16 protein-coding genes are annotated in these 15,617 nt (G+C 38.8%); 8 read left to right on the top strand and 8 right to left on the bottom strand.

The genetic code is table 11. The features are described 5' to 3' along the window. Position 1: 1 nt before the first annotated feature. From hscA to trmJ, 7 genes are all read right to left on the bottom strand, one after another. Complete coding sequence (gene hscA, locus PR809_RS11005; RefSeq protein WP_206277016.1) at positions 2 to 1,852, bottom strand: Fe-S protein assembly chaperone HscA; 1,851 nt, start codon at positions 1,850 to 1,852, stop codon at positions 2 to 4. Positions 1,853 to 1,864: 12 nt separating this feature from the next. Beyond that, positions 1,865 to 2,386, bottom strand: a complete 522-nt coding sequence (gene hscB, locus PR809_RS11010) for a co-chaperone HscB (protein ID WP_206277015.1) — start codon at positions 2,384 to 2,386, stop codon at positions 1,865 to 1,867. Positions 2,387 to 2,474: 88 nt separating this feature from the next. After that, complete coding sequence (gene iscA, locus PR809_RS11015) at positions 2,475 to 2,798, bottom strand: iron-sulfur cluster assembly protein IscA (RefSeq protein WP_004912669.1); 324 nt, start codon at positions 2,796 to 2,798, stop codon at positions 2,475 to 2,477. Between the two features lie 201 nt (positions 2,799 to 2,999). Continuing rightward, positions 3,000 to 3,386, bottom strand: coding sequence for a Fe-S cluster assembly scaffold IscU (iscU, locus tag PR809_RS11020; protein ID WP_004264914.1), 387 nt, complete (start codon positions 3,384 to 3,386; stop codon positions 3,000 to 3,002). A gap of 24 nt (positions 3,387 to 3,410) precedes the next feature. Further along, positions 3,411 to 4,625 carry an IscS subfamily cysteine desulfurase gene (locus PR809_RS11025; protein WP_004264915.1) on the bottom strand — a complete coding sequence of 405 codons (1,215 nt, stop codon included), beginning with the start codon at positions 4,623 to 4,625 and terminating at the stop codon, positions 3,411 to 3,413. Positions 4,626 to 4,746: 121 nt separating this feature from the next. Then, entirely contained in the window at positions 4,747 to 5,244 is a 498-nt protein-coding gene (iscR, locus tag PR809_RS11030; protein WP_004264917.1) for a Fe-S cluster assembly transcriptional regulator IscR, read from the bottom strand. A gap of 119 nt (positions 5,245 to 5,363) precedes the next feature. Further along, a complete protein-coding gene (gene trmJ / locus PR809_RS11035; protein WP_102137546.1) occupies positions 5,364 to 6,095 on the bottom strand; it encodes a tRNA (cytosine(32)/uridine(32)-2'-O)-methyltransferase TrmJ in 732 nt (243 codons plus the stop codon). Positions 6,096 to 6,218: 123 nt separating this feature from the next. Between trmJ and suhB the strand changes: the two genes are divergently transcribed. Beyond that, positions 6,219 to 7,022 (top strand): inositol-1-monophosphatase, encoded by an 804-nt coding sequence (gene suhB, locus PR809_RS11040; RefSeq protein WP_102137545.1) that lies wholly within the window; start codon positions 6,219 to 6,221, stop codon positions 7,020 to 7,022. Between the two features lie 85 nt (positions 7,023 to 7,107). On the opposite strand, the gene PR809_RS11045 is transcribed toward suhB, so the two are convergent. Next, the gene (locus tag PR809_RS11045) at positions 7,108 to 8,124 is read right to left on the bottom strand and encodes a zinc-binding alcohol dehydrogenase family protein (protein WP_102137544.1); all 1,017 of its coding nucleotides are present in this window, start codon (positions 8,122 to 8,124) and stop codon (positions 7,108 to 7,110) included. Between the two features lie 143 nt (positions 8,125 to 8,267). On the opposite strand from PR809_RS11045, the gene PR809_RS11050 reads away from it, so the two are divergent. The 7 genes from PR809_RS11050 (at position 8,268) to PR809_RS11080 (ending at position 15,613) form a co-directional block, all read left to right on the top strand. Then, positions 8,268 to 9,173, top strand: a complete 906-nt coding sequence (locus tag PR809_RS11050) for a GntR family transcriptional regulator (RefSeq protein ID WP_102137543.1) — start codon at positions 8,268 to 8,270, stop codon at positions 9,171 to 9,173. Positions 9,174 to 9,536: 363 nt separating this feature from the next. Beyond that, on the top strand, positions 9,537 to 10,982 hold the full coding sequence (locus tag PR809_RS11055) for a tagaturonate reductase (protein WP_206276254.1): 1,446 nt from the start codon (positions 9,537 to 9,539) through the stop codon (positions 10,980 to 10,982). Between the two features lie 52 nt (positions 10,983 to 11,034). Then, positions 11,035 to 12,039 carry a C4-dicarboxylate TRAP transporter substrate-binding protein gene (locus PR809_RS11060; protein WP_102137541.1) on the top strand — a complete coding sequence of 335 codons (1,005 nt, stop codon included), beginning with the start codon at positions 11,035 to 11,037 and terminating at the stop codon, positions 12,037 to 12,039. Between the two features lie 77 nt (positions 12,040 to 12,116). Further along, entirely contained in the window at positions 12,117 to 12,596 is a 480-nt protein-coding gene (locus PR809_RS11065) for a TRAP transporter small permease (protein WP_004264924.1), read from the top strand. Next, on the top strand, positions 12,587 to 13,864 hold the full coding sequence (locus PR809_RS11070) for a TRAP transporter large permease (RefSeq protein ID WP_102137540.1): 1,278 nt from the start codon (positions 12,587 to 12,589) through the stop codon (positions 13,862 to 13,864). Before PR809_RS11065 ends, PR809_RS11070 begins: the two co-directional genes overlap by 10 nt. Positions 13,865 to 14,283: 419 nt before the next feature. Further along, a complete protein-coding gene (locus tag PR809_RS11075; RefSeq protein WP_036958998.1) occupies positions 14,284 to 14,874 on the top strand; it encodes a fimbrial protein in 591 nt (196 codons plus the stop codon). 49 nt (positions 14,875 to 14,923) lie between these two features. After that, positions 14,924 to 15,613: a fimbrial biogenesis chaperone gene (locus tag PR809_RS11080; protein WP_206276253.1), complete on the top strand. Its 690-nt coding sequence runs from the start codon at positions 14,924 to 14,926 to the stop codon at positions 15,611 to 15,613. The last annotated feature ends 4 nt before the right edge of the window (positions 15,614 to 15,617 follow it).

The following is a 15,617-nucleotide window of genomic DNA, read 5'->3' on the forward strand; positions in this document are numbered from 1 at the left end:
ATTATATCTCATCCACAGAATGGCCTGACAACGCTTGGCGAATGGAGGTATCCATACGACGCGCGGCAAACTCCTGCGATTGCTTATCCAGTTGTTTAATGGCATTTTCAATTGCGATTGGGTCTGTACCCTCAACCGCTTTAATTAACTCATTGACCGCATTATCAATTCCTGACTCTTCTTCTGGCGTCAGTAAATTGCCATCTTGGGCTAATGCGCTCGTTAAACTTTCAAGCACTCTTGCTGCTTCAACTTTTTGCTCCGCTAGGCGGCGCGCATTTAAGTCATCTTGCGCGTTAGTCATTGAATCTTTAATCATGTTTGAAATTTCATTATCCGTTAACCCATATGATGGCTTAACTTGAATAGAGGCTTCTACACCCGTGGATTTCTCCATAGCGCTAACACTTAATAGCCCATCCGCATCCACTTGGAAAGTCACACGAATATGCGCACCACCAGCTGCCATTGCAGGAATATCACGCAAGGTAAAGCGAGCTAATGAACGACAATCTGCTACCATTTCACGTTCACCTTGCACCACATGAACGCTCATCGCCGTTTGCCCATCTTTAAATGTGGTAAATTCTTGAGCACGAGCAACTGGGATCGTCGTATTACGCGGGATCACTTTTTCAACCAATCCCCCCATGGTCTCTAGGCCAAGGGATAACGGGATCACGTCCAATAACAACATTTCGCTGTCGGGCTTGTTCCCTACTAAGATATCTGCTTGAATGGCGGCGCCAATTGCTACGACTTTATCTGGGTCGATGGATGTCAGAGGTGATTTACCGAAAAACTCCCCGACTTTTTGGCGTACTAATGGCACGCGAGTCGAGCCACCGACCATAACAACGTTCAGTACCTCTTGCGCTTCAACACCTGCATCTTTCAATGCACGACGACAAGCCATTAAAGTGCGTTTAACATGAGTTTCAATAAGTGCTTCAAACTGTTCACGTTGAATTTCACCTTGCCAATCACCAAGGGTGATCGTCGCAACTTCAGATGCACTTAAGGCAATTTTCGTTTCTGTCGCCACATTTAATAACTGACGATTTAAATGGTGATCGCCTTGTAATGAAACGCCTGCCTGTTCAGCAATCCACTGTGCCAATACTTGGTCGAAATCATCACCACCAAGTGCAGTGTCGCCCCCCGTCGCCAACACCTCGAAGACTCCACGGCTCAGGCGCAAAATGGACACATCAAAAGTCCCACCGCCTAAATCATATACCGCGATCACCCCTTCTTGCCCTGAATCTAATCCGTAAGCAATCGCGGCGGCAGTCGGTTCATTCAGCAAACGTAATACATGTAAGCCTGCAAGACGAGCCGCATCTTTCGTACCTTGACGCTGAGCATCATCGAAATAAGCAGGAACCGTGATCACTACGCCATCCATTTCCCCCGCTAAGGTTTCTTCTGCACGTTTTGCTAATGTTCTTAGAATGTCAGAAGAAACTTGGATTGGGTCAACTTGGCCAGCCACGGTTTGAATAAACGGCAAACCATTTTCACTGGCAGTCAATTGATAAGGTAAGTCAGGGTAGCGTTTTTGAATATCGGCTAATGAACGCCCCATCATACGTTTCACTGAAATAATGGTATTGACCGGGTCTTGCTCGGCAAGTTGTTTCGCTTCCCATCCCACTAATTTGCTTTCGGGTTGATAATTAACAATCGATGGTAATAAAAAGCGCCCTTGGCTATCAGGCAAAGCTGCAGCTTCACCACTGCGCACTGTCGCAATCAAAGAGTGGGTGGTACCTAAATCAATGCCTGCAGCCAATTTGCGTTGATGCGGAGCTGCTGTCATACCGGGTTCGCTGATTTGTAGTAACGCCATAATCGTTTTCTCTTAAAATTCATCTAGTAATCGTTCTTCGAGTTGCTCTGCTTGCTGCTGAAGCTTATCGAGAAAACGTAGTTTACGTACTGTATCAGCGGCTTTTTCCCACTCCATGGCATCCAGTTCTGTCACCATCAGGGCACTTCGTGCTTGCTGCATTTGTTTAACGTTTTGCATAAATTTAGCCAACAGATCAAGTGCATCATCACTGTTCTCAATATTGTCTAACTCTTCACGTAGCTCAAGCTGCTCCATCAAAAATGCCGTGTCATGCATAGTATGTTGTTCGTTATTAATATCAAAACCATGCAATGAAAGCATATATTCCGCGCGTTTTAGCGGATGACGGAGGGCTTGGTAGGCAGCATTAATATTTGCTGCTTTTTGCAGTGCTTGCATTTTCTCCTGTTCAGAACAGGTTGCAAAACGGTCAGGATGGTATTGACGCTGTAAGTCTTGAAAACGTAACGTCAGTTGTTCGCTATCGATGGCATAGATGGGAGTCAACCCAAAAAGAGTAAAATAATCCATAAGTGCTCAGTTTCTCGAACCGGTTACCAATACCACTAATAAAATAAAATTAGTAAGATTGGCCAAAAATTAGGCTTAATAAAACGCATTATACGTGAAAACTTTCACCGCATCCGCATTCACTATTGACGTTAGGGTTATTAAATTTAAACCCTTCGTTTAAGCCTTCTTTCACGAAATCCAGCTCAGTACCATCAAGATAAACAATGCTCTTGCCATCGATGATGACTTTCACACCTTTATCTTCAAAAACTGTGTCTTCTTCATTGATTGTATCAGCAAATTCAAGAACATAAGCCATTCCTGAACAACCTGAAGTTCTTACACCTAAACGCAAGCCTTCGCCTTTTCCACGATTTTGCAGAAAGGATTGAATACGCTGCGCAGCACTTTCTGTAAGAGAAATAGACATTGCAAACCTCACTTTAGAAACAAACAAGGCAGATGCTACTCATGAGTCGCATCCGCCTTCAAATTATTTTATACCCACCCGATTTCTAAACTAAGAAACTCAGCGATGTTTAGCCTAGATGGCATGAGTATTGTTCCAGTTATAGGACGATAACTTGTTGTTATTTATTAATATGGGTTGCCCTATAGACTGATTAAAAACTTATTTGCTTTGGCGTTTGCTTTTGTAATCAGCAATAGCAGCTTTAATTGCGTCTTCCGCTAGAATTGAACAGTGAATTTTCACTGGTGGTAATTCTAACTCTTCTGCAATTGCTGTATTTTTGATTGACTCCGCTTCATCCAAACTTTTGCCTTTCATCCACTCAGTCACCAGTGAACTTGATGCAATTGCTGAACCGCAACCATAAGTTTTAAAACGTGCATCTTCAATAATGCCGTCATCATTTACTTTAATCTGTAATTTCATGACGTCACCACAGGCAGGTGCACCTACCATACCGCTACCGACGCTTGGGTCGCTGTTGTCAAACGAACCAACGTTACGTGGGTTTTCATAATGATCGATAACTTTTTCACTGTAAGCCATTTTTAAACTCCTGAAACCGTCTGATTAATGGTGAGACCATTCGATGCTGTTAAGATCTACGCCGTCTTTGAACATTTCCCATAAAGGAGACAGCTCGCGTAAGTGGCCAATTGCGCCATGAATCATTTTGATTGCATAGTCAATTTCTTCTTCTGTCGTGAAACGACCTAAAGAGAAACGGATTGAGCTATGTGCCAGCTCATCATTCATCCCTAAAGCGCGCAGTACATAAGAAGGTTCTAGGCTTGCAGAAGTACATGCAGAACCTGAAGATACAGCCAAATCTTTTAATGACATCATCAGTGATTCACCTTCAACATAGTTGAAGCTGACGTTCAGAATGTGCGGCGCACCGTGTTCTAAATCACCATTGAGGTAAACTTCTTCGATATCTTTAATGCCGTTCCACAAACGTAACCGTAAACCGCGTAAGCGTTCAGATTCCGCAGCCATTTCTTCTTTGGCAATACGGTAAGCTTCGCCCATACCAACGATTTGGTGTACAGGTAATGTCCCAGAACGCATACCGCGCTCATGACCACCACCGTGCTGTTGTGCTTCAAGGCGAACACGTGGTTTACGGCGGACATACAGTGCCCCAATACCCATTGGGCCATAGAGTTTGTGCGCAGAAAATGACATTAAATCAACTTTTAACGCATTCAGGTCGATGGGCAATTTGCCCACGCTTTGAGTTGCGTCAACGTGGAAAATAATCCCTTTACTACGGCATAATTCACCAATAGCTTCGATATCCTGCACCACACCAATTTCATTATTAACATGCATAATAGAAATTAAAATGGTGTCTTCACGGATAGCGTCTTGTAGGTCTTGCATAGCAATTAAACCGTTGCTTTGCGGTGACAAGTAAGTCACTTCAAAACCTTCACGCTCTAATTGGCGGCAGGTATCTAAAACGGCTTTATGTTCCGTTTTACAGGTAATAATGTGGTTGCCTTTCTTTTTATAGAAATTAGCAGCGCCTTTAATCGCTAAGTTATCAGACTCAGTTGCGCCTGAAGTAAACACGATTTCACGTGGGTCAGCGCCCACTAATTCGGCGATTTGATTGCGAGCAATATCTACCGCTTCTTCCGCTTGCCAGCCGAAACGATGAGAACGGGACGCTGGGTTACCAAAGTTCCCATCCATTGTTAAACATTGCATCATTTTTTCAGCCACACGCGGGTCAACCGGTGTTGTTGCTGAATAATCAAGATAAATTGGTAATTTCATTGCTCACTTACTCCAAAGGACAAGGTAACTTGCCTTTAATTTTTAAAGATACAAATGGCGGAAATTAGCTCTTCGTCTAACAACTCACCGAGGTGTACCGACTGCAATTTTTTTAATATTTTTAAGCACGTACATTGATAATCGATTCAGGTGTAATCCCATTAGGCATGGTTTTACGCTGTTCGTTATCTTGTCTATCAGCAACAACCATGACTTCTTGGTTTTTAACCAGTTCATCAAGGCTAATGCTGCTAAGGAAACTTGTAATTCTATCGCTTAAATCACGCCATAATGCGTGAGTTAAGCAGCGGTCGCCATTTTGGCAACCTTCTTTATTACCCTGACAGCGGGTGGCGTCAACAGATTCATCTACCGCAGCGATTACTTCAGCAACAAAGATTTGGTCTGCGTCTCTACCAAGCAAATAACCACCGCCTGGACCGCGCACACTCGAAACCAACTCGTTTTTACGTAAACGAGAAAAAAGTTGCTCAAGATAAGAGAGGGAAATCCCCTGACGTTCAGAAATATCAGCTAAAGGCACTGGACCTGACTGAGAGTGTAATGCGACATCTAACATCGCAGTTACTGCGTAACGCCCTTTGGAAGTGAGTCTCATAACATATTACTCCATGGTAAATTATGGTCAGATTGTGACATTCCTGAGTAATTTAGTCAACTATTTACCTGACTAATTTACTCAAGTATTATTTGCCTGTTTTTACCGTGGATTTCGCCTCACTTTTTCGCCCATTTTTCCATTGACGTTAAAATACCCCGCAGGATATGTAACTCTTGGGTTTCAATATGTGCACGTGTGAATAACCGACGTAACTTATTCATAATTAAGCCAGGGTGTGCTTTACGAATAAAACCCGATTCATTCAACACGCTTTCAAGGTGAACATAAAAACGCTCAACGTCTTCTGATGGCGGGTATTCTACCTCATCATCTGTTGAAATTACCGTATTTTTTTCATCCATTGAAAGATACGCCATGCGTATCTCATAACTCACCAGTTGAACCGCCATCGCTAAATTCAAAGAGCCGTATTCTGGGTTCGTGGGGATATATAAATGATACTGACATTTTTGTAGTTCTTCGTTGGTCAACCCCACTCGCTCGCGGCCAAAAACGATAGCAACGGGAGATTCCTTCGATTGCTCTACAGATTTAACGCCACATTCACGCGGCTCAACCATTGGCCAAGATAAGGTGCGAGAACGAGCACTGGTGCCGATCACTAACTTACAACCTTCTAAGGCTTCATCGAGGGTTTTAACGATTGTTGCATTACCAATAACATCACTCGCCCCCGCAGAAAGCGCAATAGAGTGTGAGTCTGGTTCAACAAGAGGATTAACAAGATAGAGATTAGAAAGCCCCATGGTTTTCATTGCGCGGGCCGTTGAGCCCATATTACCAGTGTGTGAGGTCTCAACAAGAACAATACGGATATTATCTAACATGGTTTATACGTTTCATGAAAAAATTATCGCAATAGCTTAACACAAAATTGCTTATTGTGACGAACATCTATATACTTCGGCACTCAAGTTTTTCGTTCTTTAACATTCCAGTGGAAAAAGCCCATGCATCCGATGCTTAACATCGCCATACGTGCAGCACGTAAGGCCGGTAATCACATAGCTAAAAACTATGAAATGCCTAGCAATATCAAAGTCACTCAGAAAGGCACTAACGATTTCGTTACTAACGTTGACCATGAATCTGAGCAGCTAATTATTGAAATCATCCGCAAGTCATATCCAGACCACACGATTATCACTGAAGAAAGTGGTGAGTTAATTGGTAAAGATGATGATATTCAATGGGTAATCGATCCACTGGATGGCACTACCAACTTCACAAAACGCCTCCCTCATTTTTCTGTCTCTATCGCTGTACGCGTTAAAGGCCGTACAGAAGTTGCTGTTGTTTACGACCCAATGCGTAATGAATTATTTAGCGCAGTACGTGGACAAGGCGCTCAGCTTAACGGTTATCGTATTCGTATCGATGAAAAACGCGACCTTGATGGCGCTATCGTTGCGACAGGTTTCCCTTTCAAACAAAAACAACACGCTGCGGTATATATGAATATCATGACTGCAATGTTCGACAAATGTGCTGATTTCCGTCGTACGGGTTCTGCCGCATTAGACCTATGCTATGTTGCTTCCGGTCGTGTTGATGCATTCTTTGAAATTGGCTTAAAACCTTGGGACTTCTTAGGTGGTGAGCTGATCATGCGTGAAGCTGGCGGTATTATGACTGACTTTATTGGCGGCCATAATTACATCGCATCAGGTAACTTAGTCGCAGGTAGCCCACGCGTTGTTAGAGACATACTGTCTGTCATGAAAAATGAATTATCGGAATCATTAAAACGTTAATCCGGTAACTTATTGAATTTTCACACCCACACAATTCGACTGTTTTGTGTGGGTGTTTTTTACTGATTAAATGGCTTGATGTGTATTAAAATAAGATAACACCTTTAATTAGCTCACGGTTATTAATCACGTCTTGCTCATAACTATCACCAATAGAATTAAAATCAAATTGATGAGTTAGCATCATTTCACTCGCGAGTTTCCCTTCCGCCATCAACCTTGCAACTTTATTAAAATCTTCAAGCGTTGCATTACGACTTCCCATCATTGTTGTTTCTTTCTTATGAAAATCAGGGTCTGGAAACGATAAATTACCTTTAAATAACCCAACAAACACGATCAAACCGCCATGACGAATTAAATTCACTGCAGTGTTCATTGCGTGTTGGTTCCCCGTTGCATCAATGACTTTCTCTGCAAGCATGCCTGAAAAATGGCTTTCAATACTTGATAAGTAGTTTTCAGCCGCAGGGTCACACGTTTTTAAACCTAATACCTTTTCAACATGTTGGCGACGTGCCTCACTGGTATCAGCAACTAATACGTTAGCACCGTCCGCTTTAGCAATCGCAGCGACACCAAGCCCTATCGGACCCGCCCCTACGACTAGAACAGTATCTTGAGGCTTAACTTGTGCACGCCTCACGGCATGAGCACTAATCGAAAAAGGTTCAATTAACGCCCCATCAATATCAGTAACGGTATCCGCAATGGCTAACACATTGTTTTGTGGGACGTTTAAGAACTCACAAAAACCACCATCTTCATGAACACCAATCACCGAAATTTTTTCACAGCAATTTGTTTTACCACTTTTGCAAGCCCCACACTCATAGCAAGCCACATAAGGCATCACGGCAACACGTTGCCCTACTTTCCATTGAGTGACATCAGAACCAACCTCACAAATAGTTCCAGATATTTCATGACCTAATACTCGTGGATACTGGAAAAATGGCTGATTTCCTCCCCATGCATGAATATCAGTTCCACATATTCCAACTGCATGTATTTTTATTTTTACGTGCCCAACTTGAGCTGTAGGTTCAGCGACTTCTTGGTAGACTAATTTTTTAGGTTCCTGGCAAATCAATTGTTTCATGTTTTCCTCCATCAATTTATCTGTCTTTTTTAATTTAAAAAACATAGACTAGATACTTAGCAACCAAATTTTGTGATTAAATGTTTTTAAATCGGTTTTAAATCGGTCTTTAAAGAATAAAAAACAGCTTAAGGGGCATTTAAATGGTAAGGAGTAAAAATATACGTTATGGGTCAATTAACGAATTTTTAGATGCGATTCATAAAAATTTATTAACGTCTCCCTTCCCATCACAATCTTCTTTAGCGGAAATGTTTAATATCAGTCGAACCACCGTTAGACATACCCTTGAATATTTACTAGAAAAGAAAATCATTGAAAAACAAGGGAATGAATACCATGTCATTCGCTATCCCAATAAAACTGATTTTTTCCCAGTTGAGTCAAGCCTTCCAGATCAACAAATCGTCTTATTCGAAAAAGCGTTTTACCAAATGATAAAACGCAAAGAGTTGATGCCTGGAGATACTTTTACTGAGTTACAATTGGCGAAAAAAAGCCATGTGAGCTCTAGCGTTGTCCGAGAGTTTTTAGTGGAGTTTTCTCGTTATGGGTTAATTAAAAACACCCACCGAGGAAATTGGCATATGATGAAGTTTTCACGTGAATATGCAGAAAAACTTTTTGAGTTCAGAGAATTACTGGAAACCAACGCCCTTACTCACTTTTTAAATTTACCCGCAGATGACCATCGTTGGATTTTAGCGAAAGAGCTATTACTCAAGCATAGAACACTGCGCGAAACGGTGACTATCAATTACCGCGACTTTTCCCAACTCGATTATGAGCTACATAGCCTTATTTTATCGGGTGCCAACAACCCATTTTTTAATCAGTCTCTTGAAATCATCACTGTGATATTTCACTTTCAATACCAGTGGGATGAATCTGACTTAAAAGAAAGAAATGTACTGGCAATTGAAGAACATATGACCATTTTAAGTGCTTTAATTAGCCGTAATGACATTGTTGCGATGAATGAACTTCGTCACCATTTAGATACCGCTAAACGAACGATGATCAATTCCATACAACAAACTTATGAATAAATAGCACCAACATGCCAGGCCAATGGATGGCCAACAACAGTATTTCATTTTCTCGATAATTGTACACATCAAATAAAACCTGAATTTTTTAGTAAAAAAACAACTCAATTATAAAATTATTATTATTCAAAATTATAACAACCTAAAATATTTGTTATTTTTCAATTAATTAAAATAAATACTTATTAAACACATTTAATCCATCAATAACCCGTCTGTTTTTAACTGATAAAAAACACATTAAAAACATCAAAAAGCCATTCATTCCACAAAATTGATTCAATTAATAGTCCATAGAAAAAAATACTTCTAGTCTGAGTCAACACCAGATGATTAATACACATAATAACTAGAGGAATGGTCATGGATTACTTAAATCGACAGTCAATGGCTAACAAGCAATACCCAGAAAGAATTCTACAATTCGGAGAAGGTAATTTTCTACGTGCTTTTATCGACTGGATGGTTGACCAACTGAATGAAAAAACAGACTTCAATAGTGGTATTACTATTGTTAGGCCAATTGACTCATCACATCCCTCAATTAATCAACAAAATGGACTTTATACCGCCATCACCAGGGGAATTAATGAACAAAAACAAAGCGTTTCTAATATAAGAATAATTAATTCCGTTAATCGTGAAATACTTATTTACTCTGAATATGATAAATTTTTAAAGTGTGCAGAAAATCCTGACTTACAATGGGTATTCTCTAACACAACTGAAGCAGGGATCGTATATAAGCACGACGTACGCCTAGAAGATACACCGGCAAGTAGTTTCCCGGCTAAACTTACGCAATTTTTATTTCACCGCTTTCAATATTTTAATGGCGATAACAGTAAAGGGTTAATCATCATCCCATGTGAGTTAATTGACTATAATGGCGACAAGTTACAAGAATTTGTGAATAAACATGCGCAAGACTGGAAACTTCCCGCAGATTTTATTGCTTGGCTAAATGACAGTAATACGTTTTGTTCTACGTTAGTCGATAGAATTGTTACTGGCTATCCAAAAAATGAAATTGAAAAACTAGAAAAAGAATTAGGTTATAAAGACGATTTTCTCGTCACAGCTGAATATTTCTATTTGTTTGTCATTCAAGGACCAAAAGTATTAGAGCAAAAACTAAAACTAAATGAATTACCATTAAATATCAAAGTTGTCGACGATATAAAACCCTATAAAGAGCGTAAAGTGGCAATTTTGAATGGTGCACACACTGCGATGGTCCCCGTTGCTTACTTAGCAGGCATTAGAACTGTTCGTGATGTCACTACCAACCCCATTTTCTTATCTTTCATTAAAGATTTAATTGATAATGAAGTTATTCCTGTTTTATCTCAAAGCCCTTCGGAGCTCGCAGCTTTTGCTTCCGCAGTGATTGACCGTTTTAATAACCCATATATAGAACATGAATTAATCTCAATTTCGCTTAACTCACTAACTAAATTTAAAACTCGCTTATTACCCCAATTAATCTCTTACGTTAATCAATACAATAAAATCCCTTATTGCATTTCATTTTCACTTGCTGCGTTGATTGTTTTCTACCGAGGAGAGCAGGCTGGGAAAATCATTCCTTTAAATGATGATGATTATTTACTGGAACGCTTTAAAGCTTGGAATGAACTCTATGACTCAAATGTAAAACAACTTACTGAAAATGTGCTAGCGATGTCTGATTTATGGGGATTAGACCTCAACGAAATACCGAAATTACAGGATGATGTGAGCCAGAAAGTTACTGAAATTCTGAGTAATGGTACAGAATCAATGCTACGCAAAAAATACGTTTGTTAGAAAGAAATAATAAATACTTAAAACAATAAATCCCCCTACAGGAGATACATTTATGAAACTGAGCACATTAAACGGAAAAACACTTCTTAGCTTAACACTCAGCACAATGCTATTAATGGGCAGCATGACAGGAGCAGCATTTGCAGATGCTAAATATAAGCTAAAAGTTGCTTATGAAAATAACCCCGGAGAGCCATTTGACTTAGCTATCCACGAATGGGCAAAAAAATTCAATGAAAAAACCAATGGTGAAGGTGAATTAATCCCTTATCCAAGTTCGCAATTAGGTTCTAAAAAAGATGTCATCGAACAAATGAAGTTAGGTAGCCCATTAATTACTTTAGCGGATGGTGCCTTCTTCTCTGATTATGTACCTGATTACGGCATTATGTTTGGACCATATTTAGGGCTATCTTATAAAGATATTTTTAAATTGAACGCCTCGCCTTGGTATGGTTCTTTAGAACAACAATTAGATAAAAAAGGCCTTCATGTCGTTTCTAAAGATTGGCTATATGGTTCACGCCATATTTTAGCCAATAAAATGATCCAAACCCCAGATGACCTAAAAGGTTTAAAAATTCGCGTTCCCAATAATAAAATTCAAATTAAAGGTTTAGAGGCAATGGGTGCCACACCCACACCATTACCTTTAGCTGAAGTTTATACTGCACTTAATCTTAAAATTATTGATGGCGCAGAAAACCCAATCCCAGTGCTATATGGGCAAAAACACCATGAAGCAGCTAAGTTCTTGATCCTAACGGGCCATGTAGAGAACGTGACCAACTTAGTCATGGGCAGTAAAACTTATGATAAATTACCCGAAAATATTCAACAGGCTTTAGTTGAATCAGGCAATGAAGCTGGGCAATTCTTAACAGATCTAGTCCTACAACAAGAAAAAGAAATTATTGAAAAAATGAAAAGTGAAGGCGTCACGGTTGTTGAAGTAGATAGAGCGCTCTTCAAAGAAAAATCTAAACCTTTCTATAATGAGTTCCCTGAATGGTCTGCGAACTTATATCAACAAACTCAAGATATTATTAATAATTAACCCTATGACTTGGCGGTACTCACCGCCAATATTTTAACAACACAAACGGTTAACTATTGTTCTCGCAAGGATCTTTTATGTTTAAATTTCTGGGGAAATTAAGTGATATAGTGGCATCACTTGCCGTTGCCGCTATTGTCATTATTACTATTCTTGCTGTATTCATGCGCTGGCTTCTTAATGACCCTTTAATGTGGAGTGAGGAAGTTTTAATCATTTGCTACATTTGGTTGGTGATGATTGGTGCAGCATCCGCTGCGGGTAAAAGAATGCATGTCAGTATTGATGCAATTACCTCTTTATTTCCTGAAAAAGTACAATTAGCTATCGCGGTTATCACTCATATTATGGCCATTATTGCTTTATCAATTTTTGGCTATCTTGGATATGAACTCTCGATTATCGCAGAAGATAAAATAACACCAATTATTGGTGTTTCTTATTACTATATCGACCTTTCTGTTCCTATTGGTGCATCCATCATGGTGTTATTTTCTATTCAACATTTACTGGAAGACATGAGTAAATTAATAAAAGGAGATAAACCATGTCAGTAGTTATCGCCTGTATCGTATTAATATTTTGCTTTTTAATTAATGTTCCTATTTTTTTAAGTGTGCTTATTGCATTGCTCACTTATTTCTTTTCTGTCGGTGATATCTCTCCTCTTATTGCCGTGCAGCGCATTATTGGGGCAGGAGAAAATGTCACATTACTCGCAATCCCTTTTTTCATTCTGTTAGGTAACCTTTTGAATTACACCGGTATCACTAGCCGAATGTTAAAATTTACTGGCACACTGTCTGGTCACTATCCAGGGGGACTTGCCCAATCTAACGTATTATTAAGTACAATGATGGGTGGGCTTTCTGCATCTAACCTTGCTGACTGTGCAATGTTATCTAAAATGCTAGTGCCCGAGATGACCAAATTAGGTTATGGGAAAAGCTTCTCTGCCGCTGTTACCGCTGCAGGGTCATTAATAACACCTATTATTCCACCCGGTATTGCATTAATCATCTATGGATTTGTTGCTGATGTTTCTATTGGCAAGATGTTCATGGCCGCGATCATTCCAGGTTTAATGTGCTGCGTTGCTTTAATGTTTGCCATTTATCTTATTGCAAAAAAACGTGGATACAAACCTGCTAGAGATAAAGCTCCTACATTTGCTGAAGTTTACCAAACAGGTAAAGGGGCGATGTCTGCTTTCCTTTTAGTGCTTGTTATTATTGGTGGAATTCGCTTTGGGATCTTTACACCGACCGAAGCGGGTGCGATAGCTGTACTTTACGTTATTATAATTGGTACTTTCTTTTATCGCGAAATGAAGTTAAAAGACATTGCCGCCTCATTTTTAGAAACAGCGCGTTCTACAGCAAGTATTATGTTGATTATCATGACTTGTTCTGCACTAGCTTGGGTATTGACGAATGAGCAAGTGGCACAAGATGTCGCCAAAATGATGACCAATTTCTCTGACAATCCATATGTTTTCTTAATGATTGTCAATGCTGTGCTCTTAATTTTAGGTATGTTTATTGAAGGTAATGCCGCAATTATTGTTCTTGTTCCATTATTAATGCCTACGGTAAAACTTTTAGGAATTGACCCTATCCATTTTGGTATTGTCATGATCCTTAATTTAGCTATCGGCTGTTTAACACCGCCAATGGGAACAGTCATGTTTGTTGCCACATCGATTACTGGTGTACGTATTTCTGATTTTATTCGTGAAGTTATGCCATTATTCTTAACATTAATTATCGTATTACTCTTAGTCACTTTTATGCCTGTATTTACGACCTTCCTGCCAAGCTTATAAGATAAGATTATATCTCAATGGCAAGTCATTAACTATGACTTGCCATTTTATTATCAATTAATTTTTTATAAATTAAATTTTATTTGATTCCACAAATTAATGTAACTTTTGTTTATTGTTAAGTTAATTTACCTTTATCCTTGTCACAATAACATGCACAACAAAAAATACTCAAAAAGATAAACTACTGATCATTAAAAAATTACACTTATTACGAGTCAAATTGAAATAATTAGAAAAACAATATCACATTAAATTCATATATATAAAAAAGACATTAATCTCATTAAATATTTTTTTGACTTTTAATTTGAAAAAAATATATTTTATATCTAGCATAAAATAACACAGCTAATTTACATTTGGCTGTTAATCAAAGTTATATCACTTTATTTTACTTTGACCTTATGGGGTTAATTATGTCTAGATATATACTACCTCTGTCTTTACTTTCGTTATCTGTTATATCAGGTTCAGCACTTGCAATAACTAATAGTGCTGGAGGAATTATTTCAATTTCTGGAGCAATAAGCGATACAACTTGTACTATTAATGGCGGAAATAGTGCCGATATGACTGTTGTTCTTGACCCAATAACCGTAACAGATGCAGGGACCACTGCTGCGACGGTTATTTCTAAAAATCAAAAACAATTTTCTTTAACTTTCTCTGATTGCGCACCTGCGAGCACTCCTGTAAGTAATCTGAAATTACACTTTTATTCATCAAGTAATATTTCCCCTTCCGGTTTGTATTTAGTGAATACTTCCGTCAATGAAAATGATGCTTCCGTTGCTAAAAATGTTGGATTTAGTTTATCTAAAACCAGCACTCCAACAACCGCAATTCCACTCAATGTGGCCTTTGATACTAACCTTACAGGGGCTGACACTGGTGGTGCAACAGGAGCTACACTCAATTTAATTGCCAGTTATTATAAAACTAATGCAACTGCTGCCAAAGTCGGTCTTTTGCAATCAAATGTAATATATACAGTTTCCTATTTATAATTATGACTTAGCCAGGCTTTTATTAGCCTGGCTTTAAATGGATACTATTATGAAAACTCTAGTTTTATTACTCACTATTTTATTTTCGAGCTCAACATTTTCTAATGTTATTATTACAGGCACTCGAATTATATATCCTGATGACGCTGATAGTATTACTGTACAATTAACCAATAATAGCAAAACATCGTCTCTTGTTCAGTCATGGATTGATAACGGTGATGAAAATTCCACACCTGAGAATTCTGAAGCGCCTTTTTATTTATCCCCTCCTATTGTTAAAATTGAAGGTTTACAAGGTCAGCAATTAAAAATAAAAAAAATACCCGGAAAACTTCCTGACAATGTTGAAAGTGTATTTTTCTTAAATGTTTTAGATATTCCTAAAACTCCAGAATCTGCTAAAGGCAAGAATGCAATTCAGCTAGCCACACGCTCACGAATTAAAATTTTTTATCGTCCTATTGGGCTAACCGAATCCTCCGATGAAATAATTAATCATGCGAGCTACCAGATTAAAAATAATAACATATTAGTTAAAAATAACTCGCAATACCATTTAACTATTGCAGCTATCACACCATCGGACGATAAAAATAATTCATTAATTGATTCTGCGATGATTGCCCCTATGTCTGAAAAAGAATTACCTATTAAAGGAACAATGAAAAGCCACGATCTTATTTTAATGTATGTGGATGACTATGGTGTTTTCAAATCTAAAAACATTAAACTTTAATAGA

The organism is Providencia sp. PROV201, assembly GCF_028479545.1.
GTDB classification, from domain to species: domain Bacteria; phylum Pseudomonadota; class Gammaproteobacteria; order Enterobacterales; family Enterobacteriaceae; genus Providencia; species Providencia huaxiensis.